Annotated in this window: 18 protein-coding genes; 16 read left to right on the top strand and 2 right to left on the bottom strand. The window is 71.7% G+C overall.

The window, feature by feature from the left end:
* Positions 1-7 precede the first annotated feature (7 nt).
* Entirely contained in the window at positions 8-1435 is a 1428-nt protein-coding gene (locus tag H284_RS0104835) for an amidase (protein WP_020075350.1), read from the top strand.
* Between the two features lie 78 nt (positions 1436-1513).
* Positions 1514-2890, top strand: coding sequence for a pyridoxal phosphate-dependent decarboxylase family protein (locus tag H284_RS0104830; protein WP_020075349.1), 1377 nt, complete (start codon positions 1514-1516; stop codon positions 2888-2890).
* 12 nt (positions 2891-2902) lie between these two features.
* Here the strand turns inward: H284_RS0104830 and H284_RS0104825 are convergent, their stop codons facing one another.
* The gene (locus H284_RS0104825) at positions 2903-4699 is read right to left on the bottom strand and encodes a gamma-glutamyltransferase family protein (protein WP_020075348.1); all 1797 of its coding nucleotides are present in this window, start codon (positions 4697-4699) and stop codon (positions 2903-2905) included.
* Positions 4700-4701: 2 nt separating this feature from the next.
* Complete coding sequence (locus H284_RS0104820) at positions 4702-5076, bottom strand: DUF1844 domain-containing protein (RefSeq protein ID WP_018190162.1); 375 nt, start codon at positions 5074-5076, stop codon at positions 4702-4704.
* 268 nt (positions 5077-5344) lie between these two features.
* Between H284_RS0104820 and infC the strand changes: the two genes are divergently transcribed.
* From infC to H284_RS0104750, 14 genes are all read left to right on the top strand, one after another.
* Positions 5345-6001, top strand: coding sequence for a translation initiation factor IF-3 (gene infC / locus H284_RS0104815; protein WP_081626596.1), 657 nt, complete (start codon positions 5345-5347; stop codon positions 5999-6001).
* The gene (gene rpmI, locus H284_RS0104810; RefSeq protein WP_018190164.1) at positions 6001-6195 is read left to right on the top strand and encodes a 50S ribosomal protein L35; all 195 of its coding nucleotides are present in this window, start codon (positions 6001-6003) and stop codon (positions 6193-6195) included. The genes infC and rpmI overlap by 1 nt, the downstream gene beginning before the upstream one ends.
* A 33-nt stretch (positions 6196-6228) precedes the next feature.
* Positions 6229-6621 carry a 50S ribosomal protein L20 gene (gene rplT / locus H284_RS0104805; protein WP_026307091.1) on the top strand — a complete coding sequence of 131 codons (393 nt, stop codon included), beginning with the start codon at positions 6229-6231 and terminating at the stop codon, positions 6619-6621.
* A gap of 153 nt (positions 6622-6774) precedes the next feature.
* A complete protein-coding gene (locus H284_RS0104800; RefSeq protein WP_020075347.1) occupies positions 6775-7575 on the top strand; it encodes a TrmH family RNA methyltransferase in 801 nt (266 codons plus the stop codon).
* Between the two features lie 85 nt (positions 7576-7660).
* Entirely contained in the window at positions 7661-8701 is a 1041-nt protein-coding gene (pheS, locus tag H284_RS0104795) for a phenylalanine--tRNA ligase subunit alpha (protein ID WP_029042822.1), read from the top strand.
* On the top strand, positions 8701-11244 hold the full coding sequence (gene pheT / locus H284_RS0104790; RefSeq protein ID WP_020075345.1) for a phenylalanine--tRNA ligase subunit beta: 2544 nt from the start codon (positions 8701-8703) through the stop codon (positions 11242-11244). Before pheS ends, pheT begins: the two co-directional genes overlap by 1 nt.
* 331 nt (positions 11245-11575) lie before the next feature.
* Positions 11576-12634 (top strand): N-acetyl-gamma-glutamyl-phosphate reductase, encoded by a 1059-nt coding sequence (gene argC / locus H284_RS0104785; protein WP_020075344.1) that lies wholly within the window; start codon positions 11576-11578, stop codon positions 12632-12634.
* Positions 12635-12689: 55 nt separating this feature from the next.
* Complete coding sequence (argJ, locus tag H284_RS0104780; protein WP_020075343.1) at positions 12690-13844, top strand: bifunctional glutamate N-acetyltransferase/amino-acid acetyltransferase ArgJ; 1155 nt, start codon at positions 12690-12692, stop codon at positions 13842-13844.
* The gene (argB, locus tag H284_RS0104775; protein ID WP_020075342.1) at positions 13844-14791 is read left to right on the top strand and encodes an acetylglutamate kinase; all 948 of its coding nucleotides are present in this window, start codon (positions 13844-13846) and stop codon (positions 14789-14791) included. Before argJ ends, argB begins: the two co-directional genes overlap by 1 nt.
* A 26-nt stretch (positions 14792-14817) precedes the next feature.
* Entirely contained in the window at positions 14818-16044 is a 1227-nt protein-coding gene (locus H284_RS0104770; protein ID WP_020075341.1) for an acetylornithine transaminase, read from the top strand.
* Between the two features lie 39 nt (positions 16045-16083).
* The gene (gene argF / locus H284_RS0104765; protein ID WP_020075340.1) at positions 16084-17022 is read left to right on the top strand and encodes an ornithine carbamoyltransferase; all 939 of its coding nucleotides are present in this window, start codon (positions 16084-16086) and stop codon (positions 17020-17022) included.
* Complete coding sequence (gene argH / locus H284_RS0104760; RefSeq protein ID WP_020075339.1) at positions 17019-18488, top strand: argininosuccinate lyase; 1470 nt, start codon at positions 17019-17021, stop codon at positions 18486-18488. Before argF ends, argH begins: the two co-directional genes overlap by 4 nt.
* Positions 18488-18610, top strand: coding sequence for a hypothetical protein (locus H284_RS21245; RefSeq protein ID WP_018190175.1), 123 nt, complete (start codon positions 18488-18490; stop codon positions 18608-18610). The genes argH and H284_RS21245 overlap by 1 nt, the downstream gene beginning before the upstream one ends.
* A 1-nt stretch (position 18611) precedes the next feature.
* Positions 18612-19241, top strand: coding sequence for a DNA-3-methyladenine glycosylase (locus H284_RS0104750; RefSeq protein WP_020075338.1), 630 nt, complete (start codon positions 18612-18614; stop codon positions 19239-19241).
* Positions 19242-19263 lie beyond the last annotated feature (22 nt).

Here is a 19263-nt window from a genome sequence, read left to right as displayed (position 1 = left end):
TGGCCCCATGGCCGACCTCCACGAGCTGACGGCGCTCGCACTCTGGCAGGAACTCCAGTCCGGGCGGGTGTCGCCCCGGGAGCTCGCCACTCACTACCTGGACCGCATCGAACGCCTGAACCCCGAGCTGGGAGCATTCGTCACCGTCACGCGCGAGCAGGCTCTCGAGCGGGCCGACGAGGTGGCCGAGCGCGTGCCCAAGACCGCCCCGCTGTGGGGGCTGCCCTCCGGCGACAAAGACCTGTGGATGCGCGCCGGCGTTCCCACCGGGTTCGGCTCCCGCGCGATGGCCGGCTTCGTTCCCGACACGAGCGACGAGATCGTCGAGACCCTCGATGCGGCGGGCGCGGTGAGCCTCGGCAAGACGAACGCGCCCGAGTTCGGGCTCCCGGCCTACACGGAGTCGCTCGCCGCGCCGCCCGCCCGCAACCCCTGGAATCCGGAGCTCGGCGCCGGCGGGTCGAGCGGCGGGGCTGCGGTGGCGGTGGCGGCCGGGATGCTCCCCTTCGCCCCGGGGTCCGACGGCGGCGGCAGCATCCGCATCCCCGCCGCCGCGTGCGGACTCGTCGGACTGAAGCCCTCCCGCGGGCTGGTGCCCGCCGGCAGCGGGATCGAGTCGCTCGCGGGGCTCGTCGTCGACGGGCCGATCGCGCGCACCACGGCGGATGCGGCACTGCTGCTCGACGGGATCATCGCGAAGCGCAACGGCCGGATCGACCACCACTACACGCTGCGCGCGCCCTACGACGACGATGGTCCGTTCCTGGGGACCGCCGTGCGCGGGGAGGGCAGATTCCAGCTCGGCGTGATGACGACGTCCGCCTGGGACAGCGCCTATGACATCCGTATCTCGCCGGAGGCGCGCGAGGCGCTCGCCGTTGCCGTCGACGCCGTCTCCGCTCTCGGGCACGGCGTCGAGGAGACGGCGCTGGAGCCGGACGACACGTACGCTCCGGCGTTCCGGACGATCTGGCAGGCGGGCGCGGCGCGCATCCCGGCCGAGGGGGAGACGCTCGCGCTTCTCGAGCCGCTGACGGCGTGGCTGGTCGGGCGCGGCCGCGCGCTCAGCGCCCGCGAGCTCAGCGAGGCGCTCTCGGCGCTCACCGCGTACGAGCGGTCCTTCATCCGTCAGCTGTCGTCGTTCGACGCCGTGCTGACGCCCGCGATGGCGCTCACCCCGCGCCCGGTCGGCTGGTACGACCAGGAGGACGGGGAGCGCAACTTCGAGCAGCAGGTGCAGTACACGCCGTTCACGTCCATGCTGAACGTCACCGGCCTCCCGGCCATCGTCCTCCCGGTGTCGCAGACCGCCGACGGCCTGCCGATGGGCGTGCAGCTGATCGGGCGCCCCGGCGGCGAGCGGACGCTGCTCTCGCTGGCCGCGCAGCTGGAGCGTCGCCTCCGCTGGGCCGATCGCCGCCCGCCCGTCTGGTGACGAGGCGCTCGCCGGCGCTGCATTCGGCCCCCGAAACGCAGCATCAACGAGCACCACGGGCCGCACTAGCATGCGCGTGTGACTGATCCGGAGGGATTTCGCGAGCCGCTCGACGAAGCGGTGCGGTCGGCGGAGCGTTGGCTCGACGGTATCCGCGACGGGCGCATCCCGCCCGAGACCGACGTGGAGCGGGTGAAGGATGCGCTCGGCCGCACCCTGCCCGACCGCGGACCGGCCCCCGTCGAGGTAATCCGCCGGATGTCGGCGGCGATCGAGCCGGGGCTCATGCGCATCCACTCGCCTCGGTTCCACGGCTGGGTGATGGGAGGCGCGCAGCCGGTTGCGCTGGCCGCCGACTGGCTGACCTCGGCGTGGGACCAGAACACCGGTCTCCGCTCTGTCACGCCCGGGGTCGCCGGCGCGGAGGAACTCGCGGCCGAGTGGCTCCTCGACCTGCTCGCGCTGCCCGACACCGCGGAAGTGGGGTTCGTCACGGGCGCGACGGTCGCGAACGTCGTCGGACTGACCTGCGGTCGCGACGAACTCCTGCGACGGGCCGGATGGGACCCAGGCGACGGGTTGGCGGGGTCACCGCGCATCCGCGTGCTGGTCGGCGCCGAACGGCACGGCTCGGTAGACAGCGCCGCTCACCTCGCCGGGCTCGGGCGCGGGAGGGTCGTGGCGGCGGACGCTCAGGGGCGGATGCTGCCGGAGGCCCTGCGCGAGGCCCTGGCGGACGGAGGCGGGCCGGCGCTCGTCGTGCTGCAGGCGGGAAACATCCACTCGGGCGCGTTCGACCCGTTCGCGGAACTGATCGAGATCGCGCACGCCGCCGGAGCCTGGGTGCACGTGGACGGCGCCTTCGGGCTCTGGGCCGCCGCCGCCCCAAGCCTGCGCGCGCTGACCGACGGCATCGAGGGCGCGGACTCGTGGGCGACGGATGCGCACAAGACCCTCAGCGTCCCCTATGACTGCGGCATCGCGGTCGTCGCCGATCCTGCCGCCCTGCACGGTGCGATGGCCCAGCACGCGGCGTACCTCGCCTCCTCCGCCGACGTGGCCGACCCGAGCGACCGCGTCCCGGAGCTCTCTCGCCGCGCCCGCGGGCTGACGACGTACGCGACGCTCGCGCAGCTCGGCCGCCTCGGCGTGGCCGAGCTGGTCCAGCAGCTGGCGGACGCGGCGACGGTGATCGCCGACGGCATCCGCGGCATCCCCGGTGCGGAGGTGCTCAACGAGGTCGTCTACACGCAGGTCTGCGCGTCCTTCGGCAGCGACGACCGCACCCGCGCGGTCGGAGCGGCACTCCTCGCCGACGGCGCCGCCCTCGCCTCCCCGTCCACCTGGCAGGGCCGGGCCGTGCTGCGCTTCTCCGTCAGCAACTGGCTGACCGACGCAGAGGAGGCGGGCCGAACGGTCGCCGCCGTCCGTCGCGCGGTCGAGGCCGTGGCCTGACGCGCCGCGCCGTCAGCGGCCGGCGGCGTAGCCCTGCTGGCCGCGCGGGTTGGCGGCGGCGCTCAGCACGCCCGTCTGCGGGTCGCGGCCGACGGACGACAGGCGGCCCAGCGTCCACTCGCCGGCGCGGGTGACCCAATGGCCGCGCGCCTCCAGACCCGCGATGACGTCGTCGCCGAGACGGTCCTCGACGACGGCGCCGGCGGGAACCCAGGTGCGCGGCCAGAACGACTCCGCGATGGAGGTGGTGTGCAGCGCCGGAGCGTCGACGGCCTGCTGCGGGGAGTAGCCGCCCACGATCGTGCGCAGCAGGTACAGCAGCTGCCACTGATCCTGCTGGTCGCCGCCGGGGGAGCCGAGTGCGGTCACCGGGACGCCGTCGCGCAGCACCAGGGTCGGCGTCAGCGTCGTGCGGGGCCGGCGCCCGGGCGTCAGGGTGGACGCGGAGCCCTCCTCCAGCCAGGTCATCTGCAGGCGGGTGCCGAGGCAGAACCCCAGCTCCGGGATGGTCGGGGACGACTGCAGCCAGCCGCCGGACGGCGTCGCCGAGACGATGTTGCCCCAGCGGTCCACGACGTCGATGTGGCAGGTGTCTCCGCGCGTCTCGCCGGTCCGCGACACCGTCGGTTCTCCGACGCCCTCCGCCGCGACACCGGACGGCGGGGTGTACGCGGTGCGCAGCGGCGGTGCGAAGGGCTCGCGGCCGGGGAGCACCCCCGGACGGAACTCGGCGGACGCCCGGTCGCCGATCAGTGCGCGACGCTCGGCCGCATAGGCGGGCGAGAGCAGCGTGCCGAGAGGAACGTCGTCGTCGCCGAAGTAGGCGTCGCGGTCGGCGTAGGCGAGCTTCTGCGCCTCCAGCACCGTGTGCGCGCCGAGCTCGGTCGACGGATCGAGGCGGTCGTCGTCGAAGCCGTCCAGGATGGCGAGGGTCGCGAGCAGCGCCGGCCCCTGGCTCCACGCGGCCGTCTTCGCGATGGTGTTCCCGCGGAACTCGAGGGTCACCGCCGGCTCGTACGACGCCCGGTACCCCGCGAAGTCCGATGCCGCGATAACGCCGGCATGGTCGCCTCCGTCGGAGTGGCGGTGCGGGGTGCGCACGAACTCCTCGACGGCCCGGGCGACGAATCCCGTCGCCCACTCCGTGCGCGCCGCCTCGATCCGCTCCTCCCGGCTCGCTGCGCCGTCGCCCGCGGCGATGAGGCCGCGCAGCACCCGCGCATACGCCGGGTCGACGATCAGCTCGCCGGGCACCGGGATGCGGCCTCCCGGCATCCACCGCTCGGCCGACGTCGGCCAGTGCTCGGTGAACAGGGGTGCGACGCGTTCGATCGTCGCGCACACCCGCTCGAGTACGGGATGCCCACCCTCCGCGTAGCCGATGGCGAACGCGAGCACGTCGGCGAGCTCCCAGGTGCCGTGGTCCTTCAGCAGGAGGAGCCACGCATCCACGGCGCCCGGGACGGCCGCGGCCAGCGCGCCGGAGCCCGGCACCAGTTCGAGCCCCTCCGCGAGGTAGTGCTCGCGGGTCGCCCCGGCCGGTGCGGGGCCCTGTCCGGAGAGCACGACCGGCGTCGGGTCGTCCGCCGTGGCGAAGAGCGCCACGAGGTCGCCGCCCGGGCCGTTGAGGTGCGGTTCGACGACGTGCAGCACGAAGGCGCCCGCGGCTGCCGCATCGAAGGCGTTGCCGCCGCGCTCCAGCACGGCCTGGGCGGCCGCTGTCGCGAGCCAGTGCGTCGACGCGCTCATGCCGAACGTCCCCTGCAGGGTGGGACGCGTCGTGAACGCGGGAGGCGGCGTGAACGCCATGATCAGCTGACCGGGCCGGTGTACTTCTCGCCGGGGCCCTTGCCGATCTCGTCCGGGATCGCCGACGCCTCGCGGAAGGCCAGCTGCAGCGAGCGGAGCCCGTCGCGGAGGCTCCTGGCGTGCTGGTCGCCAACGTGCGGCGCGCTCGCCGTGACGAGTCCGGCGAGGGCGTCGATCAGCTTGCGCGCCTCATCCAGATCCGTCTGGTGCTCCGGGTCGTCCGCCAGCCCGCACTTGACGGCGGCGGCGCTCATCAGGTGCACTGCGGTGGTGGTGATCACCTCGACGGCGGGCACCTCGGCGATGTCGCGGGTGGCCTCGGCCACACCGTCCTCGTCGTGGCCGGAGTCGTCGAAGGTGAAGGATGTGTCGCTCACTGCATTCCTCTGTTAGAATCGTTCGGGCTCCGGGACTTCTGTCCCGGTACGAAAGTGGAGATTCCTCCCACCCGCGCTTGACCGTTTTATAGGTTACCGGGTCGTTGCACTCCGCCACCGCGTGCGAACGCGAGGGTAGTCAGGGTGCTGTACCAGGCCTGTGATCGTCAGATCGCAGGCCACGCTGGTGCGTGGAACCTCCTCTTTCGCCGGACCGTCACCGACGGCCCGTGGCTCGCGAAGAATCGCTTGATCAGAGGAGACAGACATCAGCGAACCCCGTACGAATGACCGTATCCGCGTCCCCGAAGTACGACTCGTCGGCCCCAGCGGAGAGCAGGTCGGTGTCGTCAAGATCGAGGTCGCATTGCGACTCGCGCAGGAGGCCGACCTCGACCTGGTCGAAGTCGCGCCCAACTCCAAGCCGCCGGTCGCCAAGATCATGGACTACGGCAAGTTCAAGTACGAGGCTGCGCAGAAGGCCAAGGAGGCCCGGCGCAACCAGGCGAACACGATCCTCAAAGAGGTCCGTTTCCGCCTCAAGATCGACAAGCACGACTACGAGACCAAGCGCAAGCGCGCCGAAGGCTTCCTGAAGTCCGGCGACAAGGTGAAGGCCATGATCCTCTTCCGAGGCCGCGAGCAGTCGCGTCCGGAGCAGGGCGTGCGTCTGCTGCAGCGCTTCGCGGAGGACGTCGCCGAGCTCGGCACGGTGGAGTCCAACCCCACGATCGACGGGCGCAACATGGTGATGATCATCAGCCCGGTGAAGAACAAGTCCGAGGCCAAGGCCGAGGCCAACGCAGTACGTGCCGCTACCAAGGCGCGCGCCCAGGGGCGCGACCAGGACGCGGTTGCTGAGACAGCCGACGCTGCTCAGTCCGACGAGAGTTCGCCCGCCCAGGCGACGAACGAGGAGAAGTAATGCCCAAGCAGAAGACCCACTCCGGCGCCAAGAAGCGCTTCAAGATCACCGGCAGCGGCAAGGTCATGAAGCAGCAGTCCGGCATGCGCCACAACCTGGAGCTCAAGTCCAGCCGTCGCACCCGCCGGCTGAACCAGGAGCAGGTCGTCCCCGAGGTGGACGCCAAGGTCATCCGCCGGATGCTCGGCAAGTAACCCCCGACACGCACTTAAGAAGGAAATCGACTAATGGCAAGAGTGAAGAGGGCGGTCAACGCCCACAAGAAGCGTCGGGTCATCCTCGAGCGCGCCGAGGGCTACCGCGGTCAGCGGTCGCGCCTGTACCGCAAGGCCAAGGAGCAGGTCACCCACTCCCTGGTCTACTCCTACAACGACCGCCGCAAGCGCAAGGGCGACTTCCGTCGTCTGTGGATCCAGCGGATCAACGCGGCCTCCCGCGCCAACGGCCTCACCTACAACCGCTTCATCCAGGGCCTGGCCCTGGCGGGCGTCGAGGTGGACCGTCGCATCCTCGCCGAGCTGGCCGTGAACGAGCCCGCGACCTTCGCGGCCCTCGTCGAGACCGCCAAGAAGGCGCTGCCGGCCGACACGTCGGCCCCGAAGGCGGACGCCGCGGCGTAACGCACGCATCCACGAACGGCCCGGTCGACTCACGTCGGCCGGGCCGTTCTGCGTGCCCGTCACGCCTGTAGGTCGCAACACGCCGTTATGGCCCGGCCATAACGGCGTGTTGCGACCCGCAGGCGCGGGGCCCTCCGCCCCTAAGCTGGTGCCATGCTGGACAACCCGCGCTCACCGCGCGTCAGGGCCGTCGCCAAGCTCGCCAAGCGCCCGGCCCGTGCCGAGACCGGGCTGTTCCTCCTGGAAGGGCCGCAGGCCGTCGAGGAGGCCCTCGCCTTCCGTCCGGAGCTCGTCGTCGATCTGTTCGCGACGCCGACGGCGCTCGAGCGGTACCCGGAGATCGCACGCGCGGCGTCCGACGCCGGGATGGAGGTGGAGTTCGTCTCCGAGCACGTGCTGGATGCGATGGCCGACACCGTCACGCCGCAGGGGTTCGTGGCCGTGGCGCGGCAGTTCCCCACCTCCATCCGCGACATCTTCGCCGGCTCGCCGCGGCTCGTCGCCGTGCTCGAAGAGGTGCGCGACCCCGGCAACGCGGGCACGATCATCCGCGCGGCCGACTCGGCGGGGGCGGATGCGGTGGTGCTGAGCGGCCGCACGGTCGACCTCTATAACCCCAAGGTGGTCCGCTCGACGACCGGATCCCTCTTCCACCTGCCGGTCGCAGTCGGCGCCGACCTGGCCGACGTCGTCGGACGGGCGCACACTGCGAGCCTTCAGGTGCTCGCCGCCGACATCAAGGGGGAGGACCTCCTCTCCGCCCGACGCGACGGGGAGCTCGCGCGGCCGACCGCGTGGGTGTTCGGCAACGAGGCGCACGGGCTCGCCGACGAGCTGCTCGAGCTCGTGGATCGGGTGGTCACCGTCCCGATCTACGGCAAGGCTGAGTCGATGAACCTGGCGACGGCCGCCTCCGTCTGCCTGTACGAGTCGGCGTTCGCACAGCGCTCCTGAGCGCGATTTCTCCACAGACAGGCTCCATCCACAGGCCGGTCGCCGCGCCGAGACCGCGGGCTCGCGCCGACTAGACTGGGTGACCGTGTCAGATTCCACGGAGATCACCGAATCCGCGGTCGAGTCGGCGGTCAGCGCGGCGCTCGCCGCGATCGACGCCGCACACGACTCGGCGGCCCTGAAGGCGGTGCGCCACGACCACACGGCCGAGGGTTCGCCCCTCGCCCGGCTGAACGCGAGCATCCGCTCGCTCCCGGGCGATCAGAAGGCGGCGGCGGGCAAGCTCGTCGGCGGCGCACGAGCACGCGTCACCCAGGCGTTCACCGCCAAGGAGGCCGAGATCGCCGCGGCGGAGGAGGCAGCTCAGCTCACCGCGGAGACCGTCGACGTCACGGCGCTCCCGTCGCGGTGGACGCCCGGTGCCCGGCACCCGCTCAGCCTGCTCCAGGAGCGCATCGCCGACGTCTTCGTCGGCATGGGCTGGGAGGTCGCGGAGGGCCCGGAGCTCGAGAGCGAGTGGTACAACTTCGACGCCCTCAACTTCGACGCCGACCACCCGGCGCGCGCCATGCAGGACACCTTCTTCGTCGAGCCGACGGACGCGCACCTCGTGATGCGCACGCACACCTCCCCGGTGCAGCTGAGGGCCCTGTTGGGAGACGACCTGCCGGTGTACCGGATCGCCCCGGGCCGGGTCTTCCGCACCGACGAGTTCGACGCGACGCATCTCCCGGTGTTCCACCAGACGGAGGGCATCGCGGTCGACAAGGGCCTCACCATGGCCCACCTGCGCGGAACGCTCGACCACTTCGTCAAGACGCTGTTCGGCGACGAGGCGCGCGTGCGCCTGCGCCCCAACTACTTCCCGTTCACCGAGCCGAGCGCAGAGCTCGACCTGTGGCATCCCACCTTCAAGGGTGGTGCCCGCTGGATCGAGTGGGGCGGCTGCGGCATGGTCAACCCCAACGTCCTGCGCTCCGCCGGCATCGACCCGGACGTCTACTCCGGCTTCGCGTTCGGGATGGGCGTTGAGCGGGCACTGATGTTCCGCAACGACGTCAAGGACATGCGCGACATGGCCGAGGGCGATGTCCGGTTCTCCCAGCAGTTCGGAATGGTGGTCTGATGCGCGTCCCCCTGAGTTGGCTCGGCGAGTTCGTCGACCTGGAGCCCGGCACGACCCCGGAGGAGGTGCACGCCGCCCTCGTGTCCGTCGGACTCGAGGAGGAGGACATCCACACCTTCGAGCTGAGCGGCCCGATCGTCGTCGGTCAGGTGCTCGAGTTCGTCGAGGAGCCGCAGAGCAACGGCAAGACCATCCGCTGGTGCCAGGTGCGCGTCGCGCCCGAGGGCCAGAACGCCGCCGACGGCGGTGCCGACGTGCGCGGCATCGTCTGCGGCGCCCGCAACTTCTTCGAGGGTGACAAGGTCGTCGTGACCCTGCCCGGCGCCGTACTGCCCGGGCCCTTCCCGATCGCCGCACGCAAGACCTACGGGCACGTCTCCGACGGGATGATCGCCTCAGCCCGCGAGCTCGGCCTCGGTGAGGACCACGACGGCATCCTCCGCCTGTCCACGCTCGGGCTCGACCCGGAGGTCGGGGCGGACGCCGTTGCCCTGCTCGGGCTCGACGACGCCGCCGTTGAGGTCAACGTCACGCCCGACCGCGGGTACGCGTTCTCGATCCGCGGCATCGCCCGCGAGTACTCGCACGCGACCGGCGCGGCCTTCCGCGACCCGGCCGATGCGGTGCCCGTCGGCTCCGTGGCCGATCACCCGAGCGGCTTCAGCGTGACGGTCGACGACACCGCGCCCATCCGCGGCCGAGTCGGCGCGAGCGTCTTCGTGACCCGCGTCGTCCGTGACGTCGACGGGTCCCGCCCGACCCCGCCGTGGATGATCGCGCGCCTCAAGCTCGCCGGCATCCGGTCGATCTCGCTCATCGTCGACATCACCAACTACGTCATGCTCGAGCTCGGCCAGCCGATCCACGGCTACGACCTCGACAAGCTGTCCGGCGGCATCGTCGTGCGACGCGCGACGCCGGGGGAGAAGCTCGTCACCCTCGACGACCAGACCCGAACCCTCGACCCGGAAGACCTCGTCATCTCCGACGACTCCGGCGCGATCGGCCTGGCGGGCGTCATGGGCGGCGCCTCCACCGAGATCGGCGACGGCACCCGCAACGTGCTCATCGAGGCCGCCAACTTCGACCCGGTGTCGATCGCGCGGACGGCACGCCGTCACAAGCTGCCCAGCGAGGCGTCCAAGCGCTTCGAGCGCGGGGTCGACCCGCAGGTCGCCGTCGCCGCGGCGGCACGCGTCGTCCAGCTGCTCGAGCAGCTCGCCGGCGGCCGCGCGGATGACCTCGGCTCGCTGCTGGACGCCTCGGAGACCGCCGAGGCCATCCGCCTGCCGAAGGGGTACATCGCCTCGCTGATCGGCGTCGACTTCACCGACGACGAGGTGCGCGGAGCGCTCGCCGAGATCGGCGGGACGGTGACCGAGTCGGGCGACGACCTGCTGGTCGTGCCGCCGACGTGGCGCCCCGACCTCCGTGACAAGTCCGACCTGGCGGAGGAGGTCGCCCGCATCGTCGGCTACGACCGCATCCCGTCGGTGCTGCCGGTCGCGCCTCCCGGCCGTGGGCTCACGCGCGAGCAGCGCCTGCGTCGTGCTGTCGCGCAGACGCTCGCCGACAACGGCGCAACCGAGGTGCTGTCCTTCCCGTTCGTGAGCGAGGCTCAGAACGACCTCTTCGGCTCCGCCGAGGCGGGCGGCGTACTCGCCGTACGGCTGGCGAACGCGCTCGACGCCACCGCGCCGTACCTGCGCACGTCGTTGCTCCCCGGCCTGCTGGATGCCGCCAAGCGCAACCTCGCGCGCGGGCTCGTCGACCTCAAGGTCTACGAGCTGGGCACCGTCTTCCGCCCCTCGGAGGGCTCGATCGGCAGCGAGACGCTTCCGCCGGGTGCCGCGCTTCCCGGAGCCGACATCCTCGCCGGGCTCAATGCGGGCATCCCGGCGCAGCCGCGCCACCTCGCGGGCCTCGTCGTCGGCAACGCCGTCGAGAAGCAGCCGGGCCTGACCGCCGTGCCGGCCGGACTGGTGGATGCGCTCGACATGGTGCGGCAGACCGCCGCGGCCGTCGGCGTGACGGTCGACCTCGTGCAGTCGTCTCACCAGGCGCTGCACCCGGGCCGCACGGCGCGCCTGGTCGCCCTCGGCGCCGACGGAGCCGAGGTCCCGGTCGGCTACGCGGGGGAGCTGCTCCCAGCCCTGGCTCACGACCTCGACCTGCCGCGCGTCGTCGCCGTGTTCGAGCTCGACCTCGACGCTCTGATCGCCGTTGCACCGGTCGACATCGTCGCCGGCGTCATCGCGGGCTTCCCGGCCGCGACGCAGGACCTCTCGCTCGTCGTGCGCGAGGACGTCCCGGCAGGAGAGCTGCTCCGTGCCGTCCGCGCGGGTGCCGGTGAGCTGCTCGAAGACATCCGGCTGGTCGACGACTATCGCGGCCCAGGACTCCCGGACGGGCACAAGAGCCTGACCTTCGCGCTGCGCTTCCGCGCGGACGACCGCACCCTCACCGCCGCCGAGGCGAGCGAGGCCAAGCTGGCGGGCGCCGCGCGCGCCGGCGAGCTGTTCGGCGCCACGATCCGCGAGTAGCCGTCACGCGATCCTGACGCGACACCCCCGACCGGTCCCGGACCGCAGCGAGACACATCCCCTCGCCGCGGACCCGGACCGGTCGCGTGCATGCCGGTCGCGTGCATCGCGGCCCGGATTTGGTGACCGCCCGGGCAGGAGCGCTAGGGTTGTCCCATGCTTTCCGTCCGGTGCACCGTTTCGACGCGTGCGGCTCTCGCCGCCCGCGCCATGCGCCGACGCCTGCGCGACCGCCGAAGCTAGGCGGCGTTCCGGGCGGTCCTGACCAGTGGATCGACGTGGGCGCCGCCGTCGCCGAGACAACCGTCGTCCACTCGAACAAGGAACAAGCATGACTTTCTCGGTCGCCGTCGCAGGCGCTTCCGGATACGCGGGCGGTGAACTGCTGCGCATCCTCGCCGGGCACCCCGATTTCGAGGTCCGCACCGTCACCGCGCACCAGAACGCGGGCCATCCGCTCATCGCGCACCAGCCGCACCTGCGCTCCCTCGCGCACCTCACCCTGCAGGAGACGAGCCCGGAGACGCTCAGCGGGCACGACGTCGTCTTCCTCGCGCTCCCGCACGGCACGTCCGGCGAGATCGCGGCGCAGCTGCCGGACGACACGGTCGTGGTCGATTGCGGCGCCGACCACCGGTTGGAGGACCCGGCCGACTGGGCGGCGTTCTACGGCGGCGAGCACTTCGGCGCCTGGGCGTACGGCGTGCCGGAGCTGCCCGTTGGCAGTGGCGCCGCAGTGTCGGGCAAGCAACGCGACCGCCTCGTCGGCGCACGGCGGATCGCCGCTCCCGGCTGCAACGCGAGCGCGGTCTCTCTCGCCCTCGCTCCCGGCATCCAGGCCGGGCTGATCGATGACGAGGACATCGTCGCGGTTCTCGCGGTCGGCCCGTCGGGCGCGGGCAAGTCGCTGAAGACGATGTACCTGGCCAGCGAGATCCTCGGCTCCGCCAACCCGTATGCGGTGGGCGGGACGCACAGGCACATCCCCGAGATCCAGCAGAATCTGCGGAAGGCGGGCGCCGGATCGCCGACGCTGTCGTTCACGCCGGTGCTGGTGCCGATGTCACGCGGCATCCTCGCGACCTCGACCGCGCGGGTGAAGCCCGGCGTCACCGCCGCGCAGGTCCAGGCCGCGTGGGAGGAGGCGTACGCCGGGGAGCCGTTCGTGCAGGTGCTGCCCGCGGGCGTGGTGCCGCGCACCTCCGACGTGCTCGGAGCGAACACCGTGCTGATCGGAGTGGCGCTGGATGCCGCATCGGGCCGGGTCGTGACCGTGCTCGCGATCGACAATCTGTACAAGGGGACGGCCGGAGCGGCCATCCAATCCGTCAACATCGCCCTCGGACTCGACGAGACCGCGGGCCTGACCGTGAACGGAGTCGCACCGTGACGCGAACGTCGAGCCCTGCCCAGACGGCGGAACCGCCGGCGACGGGAGCACACTCGTGAGCGTCACAGCAGCCTCCGGGTTCGCCGCGGCGGGCGTCGTCGCCGGCCTCAAGGCCAGCGGGCGGCGCGACCTCGCCCTCGTGAAGAACCTCGGCCCGCTGAACGCTGCGGCCGCGGTCTTCACCACCAACAGGTGCAAGGCCAACCCGGTGCTCTGGAGCGAGCAGGTCATCCAAGACGGCGTGGTCTCCGCCATCGTCCTCAACTCGGGCGGGGCCAATTGCTACACCGGCTCGCACGGCTTCCAGGTGACGCACGCGACCGCGGAGGCCGTCGCCACCGAACTGGGGGTCTCGGCCGGTGACGTCCTCGTCTGCTCGACCGGTCTGATCGGCGATCAGTTGCCGCTGGACAAGCTGGTCGCCGGTGTCACGACGGCCGCCAACGCGCTCGCCCGCGATGCCGGTCTCGGCGCGGCGGAGGCCATCATGACCACCGACACCCGCGCCAAGGAGGCGCAGTTCCGGTCGCCGAACGGCTGGACGGTCGGCGGCATGGCGAAGGGCGCCGGGATGCTCGCGCCCGGTCTCGCCACCATGCTCGTCGTCATCACGACCGACGCCGTGCGGACCTCTGACCAGCTGGATGCGGCCCTCCGCCGGGCGACGCGCGTCACGTTCGACCGCCTCGACTCGGACGGCTGCATGTCGACCAACGACACCGTCGCGCTCCTCGCCTCCGGAGCGAGCGGTGTCGAGCCGGGCGACGACGAGTTCGCGCGGGCGCTCACGGACGTCTGCCGCGACCTCGCCGAGCAGCTGCAGGCCGATGCGGAGGGCGCGTCCCACGACATCGCGATCGAGGTCGTGAACGCCGCCAGCGAGGACGACGCGGTCGTCGTCGGCCGGGCGGTCTCGCGCAGTAACCTGTTCAAGGCCGCGATCTTCGGCAACGACCCCAACTGGGGCCGGGTGCTCGCCGCCGTCGGCACGACCGACGCCGAGTTCGACCCGTACGGGATCGACGTCGCGATCAACGGCGTGCAGGTGTGCACGGCGGGCGAGCCCGACCAGCCCCGCGAGCTGGTGGACCTGACGCCGCGCGCGGTCCACATCCTCATCGACCTGCACGCGGGCGAGGAGACGGCGACCATCCTGACCAATGACCTCACGCACGACTACGTGCACGAGAACAGCGCGTACGCCAGCTGATGACCGCGACGGACGACATGGACACCGACCAGACCGAGAGAGACCTGGCTGCGGACGCCGCCGAACGCGACCACGCGGCCGCTGCGGCGAAGGCCGAGACCCTCATCGAGTCGCTGCCGTGGCTCAAGACCTTCCACGACCGCATCATCGTGGTGAAGTTCGGCGGCAACGCCATGGTGAACGAGGAGTTGCAGCGCACCTTCGCCGAGGACATGGTCTACCTGCGCTACGCCGGTCTCCGCCCGGTCGTCGTGCACGGCGGCGGTCCACAGATCTCCGCCATGCTCGACCGGCTCGGCATCGACTCGGAGTTCCGCGGCGGCTACCGCGTCACGACCCCGGAGGCCATGGAGGTCGTCCGGATGGTACTGACCGGGCAGATCAACCGCGACATCGTGGGCAACATCAACAAGCACGGCCCGCTCGCGGCAGGACTTTCGGGCGAGGACGCCGGGCTCTTCCAGGGCCGGCGACGCGCGGCGGTGATCGACGGCGAAGAGGTCGACCTCGGCCTCGTCGGAGACGTCGTCGCCGTGGATCCCGAAGCCGTGCTGGCGCAGCTGGCCGCCGGACGCATCCCCGTCGTGTCGTCGATCGCGCCGGACATCGACGACGCGGCCCAGGCGCTCAACGTCAACGCGGATGCAGCGGCGGCGGCGCTCGCGGTCGCGCTGGGGGCCGCCAAGCTGGTGATCCTGACGGACGTCGCCGGGCTGTACAGCGACTGGCCGAACCGCGACTCGCTGCTGTCGAAGATCGGCGCGGACGAGCTCCGCGACCTGCTGCCGTCGCTGGAGTCGGGCATGATCCCGAAGATGGCGGCGTGCCTGGACGCGGTCGACGGTGGAGTGGAGAAAGCGGCGATCATCGACGGGCGGGTGCCGCACTCGATCCTGCTCGAGGTGTTCACGCAGGCCGGCATCGGGACGGAGGTGGTGCCCGCGTGAGCGAGGACCAGGAATGGAACAGGACCATGACGGAAGAGCCCGAGAGCCCGGCACCCGGAGCGCAGTGGCGCGACGGAGCCTGGCGCACGCCGTTCGGCGAGACGATCATGCGCACGCTGGCGACGCCCAAGGTGATGCTGTCGCACGGCCAGGGCTGCCGGGTGTGGGACGTCGACGGTAACGAGTACCTCGACTTCCTCGCCGGGATCGCGGTCAACTCGCTCGGGCACGCACATCCGGTCCTGGTGGATGCGGTCAGCCGTCAGGTCGCGACGCTCGCGCACGTCTCCAACTACTTCTCGACCGCTCCACAGCTGGAGCTCGCCGGCCGTCTGCGCACCATCACGGGCGCCGGCGACCGCGGCCGGGTGCTGTTCGGCAACTCGGGCGCGGAGGCCAACGAGGCCGCGTTCAAGCTCGCCCGCCTGAATCGTGGCCCGCACGGCCGGAAGACGCGGGTGTTGGCTCTCAACAACGCGTTCCACGGCCGCACCATGGGGTCGCTCGCGCTCACCGGCAAGCCGCCGATGCGGGAGGCGTTCGAGCCGCTGCCCGGGGGAGTGCAGCACATCGACTCCACGATCGCGGCGCTCGAAGCGGCCATCGACGATCACGTGGCCGCGCTCTTCGTCGAGCCGATCAAGGGCGAGGCCGGGGTCCTCGACCTGCCGGCGGGCTTCCTGAAGCGGGCGCGCGAGCTCACGGAGCAGCACGGAGCGTTGCTGATCATCGACGAGATCCAGACCGGGGTCGGCCGCACCGGCGCGTGGTTCGCGTACCAGCACGAGGGCATCCTTCCCGATGCCGTCACCGTCGCGAAGGGCATGGCCGGCGGTGTGCCGATCGGCGCCCTGGTGACGTTCGGCTGGGCGTCCGACCTGTTCACCCAGGGTCAGCACGGATCGACGTTCGGCGGCAACCCGCTCGCGACCGCGGCGGGCAACGCCGTGCTCGCCGAGATCGAGCGCTCCGACCTGGTCGGCAACGCCGCCCGGCGCGGGGAGGAGCTGAAGGAGATCATCCGGTCGCTCGAGTCGCCGCTGATCGGGGATGTGCGCGGCCACGGCCTGCTCATCGGCATCGGCCTCACGGACGGCGAGGCGCACCGCCTCTCCGACGCCGCGCTCGCCAACGGTCTCATCATCAACGCCCCCAACGAGTCGAGCATCCGCCTGGCTCCGCCGCTCATCGTCGGCGACGCCGAGCTCGCGGAGTTCCGAGACCGCTTCGCTCGGGCTCTCGCCACCCTGTAACTCCGCGCCGTACCACCCCCGATCCACGAAAGGGCCAGCATGACCCGGCACTTCCTCCGCGACGACGACCTCGCGCCCGCCGAGCAGGCGGAGATCCTGGACCTCGCAGCCGTGTTGAAGCGCGACCGCTTCTCGGCGAAGCCGCTCGCCGGCCCGCAGACCGTCGCGGTGATCTTCGACAAGACGTCGACGCGCACCCGCGTCTCGTTCTCCGTCGGCATCGCCGATCTGGGAGGCAGCCCGCTGATCATCCAGAGCGGCGAGAGCCAGCTCGGCGGCAAGGAGTCGCTGGCCGACACCGCCCGGGTGCTGGAGCGCATGGTCGCCGCGATCGTCTGGCGCACCTACGCGCAGGCGGGACTGGAGGAGATGGCCGAGGGGACGCGCGTCCCGGTCATCAACGCGCTGTCGGACGACTTCCACCCGTGCCAGATCCTCGCCGACCTGCTCACCGTCCGCGAGCACAAGGGCCGTACGGCGGGGCTCACCATGAGCTACTTCGGCGACGGAGCGAACAACATGGCGCACTCGTACCTGCTGGGCGGGGCGACCGCGGGCATGCACGTGCGTATCGCGGCGCCGGCCGACTACGCGCCCGCCGAGGCGATCGTCGCGGATGCGCGCGCCATCGCCGAGCGCACGGGCGGCTCGGTGACGGTGCTGACCGACCCGGCAGAGGCCGCCGCCGGTGCGGACGTCATGGTCACCGACACCTGGGTGTCGATGGGCAAAGAGGACGAGAAGGCGGAGCGCGTCGCCGTCTTCGGCGACTACACGGTCGACGAGCGACTGATGGGGCTGGCCGCTCCGGACGCCGTCTTCCTGCACTGCCTGCCCGCCTACCGCGGCTACGAGGTGAGCGCGGAGGTGCTCGACGGCCCGCAGTCCGTCATCTGGGACGAGGCGGAGAACCGCCTGCACGCGCAGAAGGCGCTGCTCGCCTGGCTGCTCGCGAAGAACGAGGAGACGGCAGCATGACCGACACGGGCGAAACAGGCGAGACCGGCGGCGTCGGCCGCACCGGCGAGGGGTCCCTCTGGGGCGGCCGCTTCGCCGGCGGTCCATCGCCCGAGCTGGCGGCGCTGAGCAAGTCGACCCACTTCGACTGGCAGCTCGCCGCGTACGACATCGCCGGGTCCCGGGCGCACGCCCGGGCGCTCGCCGCGGCGGGGTACCTCACGCCCGAGGAGCTCGACGGGATGCTGGCCGCTCTCGACAAGCTCGACCGCGATGTCGCGTCCGGCGCCTTCGTCGCGGCCGAGACCGACGAGGACGTGCACGGAGCCCTCGAACGCGGACTGATCGAGCGGGCGGGGGCGGAGATCGGCGGCAAGCTGCGCGCCGGCCGCAGCCGCAACGACCAGATCGCCACGCTCATCCGGATGTACCTGCGTGACCACGCCGGCGTCATCGCCGAGCAGCTCATCGCGCTGATCGACGCCATCGCCTCCCAGGCGGACGCGCATCCCGCCGCCATCCTGCCAGGGCGTACGCACCTCCAGCACGCCCAGCCGGTGCTGCTCGCGCACCACCTGCTCGCGCACTGCTGGCCGCTGGTGCGCGACCTGGAGCGTCTGGCCGACTGGGACCGCCGGGCCGACGTCTCTCCGTACGGCTCCGGCGCCCTCGCCGGTTCCACCCTCGGACTCGACCCCCTGCTCGTCGCGCGCGAGCTGGGCTTCGCCCGCAGCTCCGAGAACTCGATCGACGGCACGGCGGCACGGGATGTGGTGGCCGAGTTCGCGTTCGTCGCCGCCCAGATCGGTGTCGACCTGTCGCGGTTCGCCGAGGAGATCATCCTCTGGAACACGCGCGAGTTCGGGTTCGTCACCCTCGACGACGGCTACTCGACGGGCTCGTCGATCATGCCGCAGAAGAAGAACCCCGACATCGCCGAGCTCGCGCGTGGCAAGGCCGGTCGCCTCATCGGCAACGCCACGGGTCTCCTCACCACCCTCAAGGGACTGCCGCTCGCGTACAACCGCGACCTGCAGGAGGACAAGGAGCCGGTGTTCGACTCGGTGCGGACGCTCGAGACGGTGCTTCCCGCCTTCACCGGCATGGTCGCCACACTGCGCTTCCACACGGACCGCATGGCGGAGCTGGCACCGCAGGGCTTCTCGCTCGCGACCGACGTGGCCGAGTGGCTCGTCAAGCAGCACGTCCCCTTCCGCACCGCCCACGAACTGAGCGGCAGCCTGGTGCGCTTCGCCGAGGAGAACGGGCTGGAGCTGCACGAGGTGGACGACGAGCAGCTGGCGGCGATCTCACCCCTGCTGACGCCCGAGGTCCGCTCCGTGCTCTCGGTGGAGGGATCGGTGGCGAGCCGCGACGGCGTCGGCGGCACCGCGCCCGACCGCGTCGCCGAGCAGCTGGCGGCTCTCACCGACCACGTGAGGAAGGCCGCGCTGGCCCTCCGCGCATCCAGAAGGGACCTGGTCTGATGGCGCGTTTCGAACCCGAGCGGAAGCGACCCTGGATCATCCCGGCCGTCGTGGTGCTCGCCGTCGCCGTCATCGTGATCGGGCTGGTCGTCGCCGTCGCCGCGGGCGGCCGGATCTTCTGACGTGACGCTGTACCGGCCCGAGCGCGACGTCTTCCTGGCGTCGTCGCTCGAGGTCGCGCCGCAGCTGCTCGGCGCCGTGCTCCGGCACGAGACGCCGGAGGGGACGGTCGGGCTGCGGATCACCGAGGTGGAGGCGTACATCGGCGACGGCCTCGACCCCGGGTCGCACGCCTTCCGCGGACGCACCCGCCGCAACGCCGTCATGTACGGGCCGCCCGGCCACCTGTACGCCTACTTCACGTACGGGATGCATGTGTGCGCCAACGTCGTCTGCTCGCCGGAGGGCGAGGCGACCGCCGTGCTATTGCGCGCGGCGGAGGTGATCGAGGGGGAGGACCTCGCCGAGGCGCGGCGGGTCGGGGGCAGCGGCCGCCGCATCCCGCACCGCGACCTCGCGCGGGGACCGGCACGACTCGTCGTCGCCGCCGGGATGAGCCTCGCCGACGACGGCGCCGACCTCTTCCGCCCGCCGTTCGAGCTGCTGCTGCCGACGGAGCAGGCGGAGTACTCCACCGGACCGAGGACGGGAGTCTCCGGGGCGGGCGGCGGACTCGCGTACCCGTGGCGCTACTGGCTGACGGGCGACCCCACCGTTTCGCCGTACAAGCGGCATCCCAAGTCCGACGACTGACGGGATGCCGTGGCGGCGCGGT

The organism is Cryocola sp. 340MFSha3.1, from assembly GCF_000383315.1.
Lineage (GTDB): Bacteria > Actinomycetota > Actinomycetes > Actinomycetales > Microbacteriaceae > Leifsonia.
Note: the sequence above shows the minus strand (reverse complement) of the source record. Positions and strands in the feature narration are given on the sequence as shown.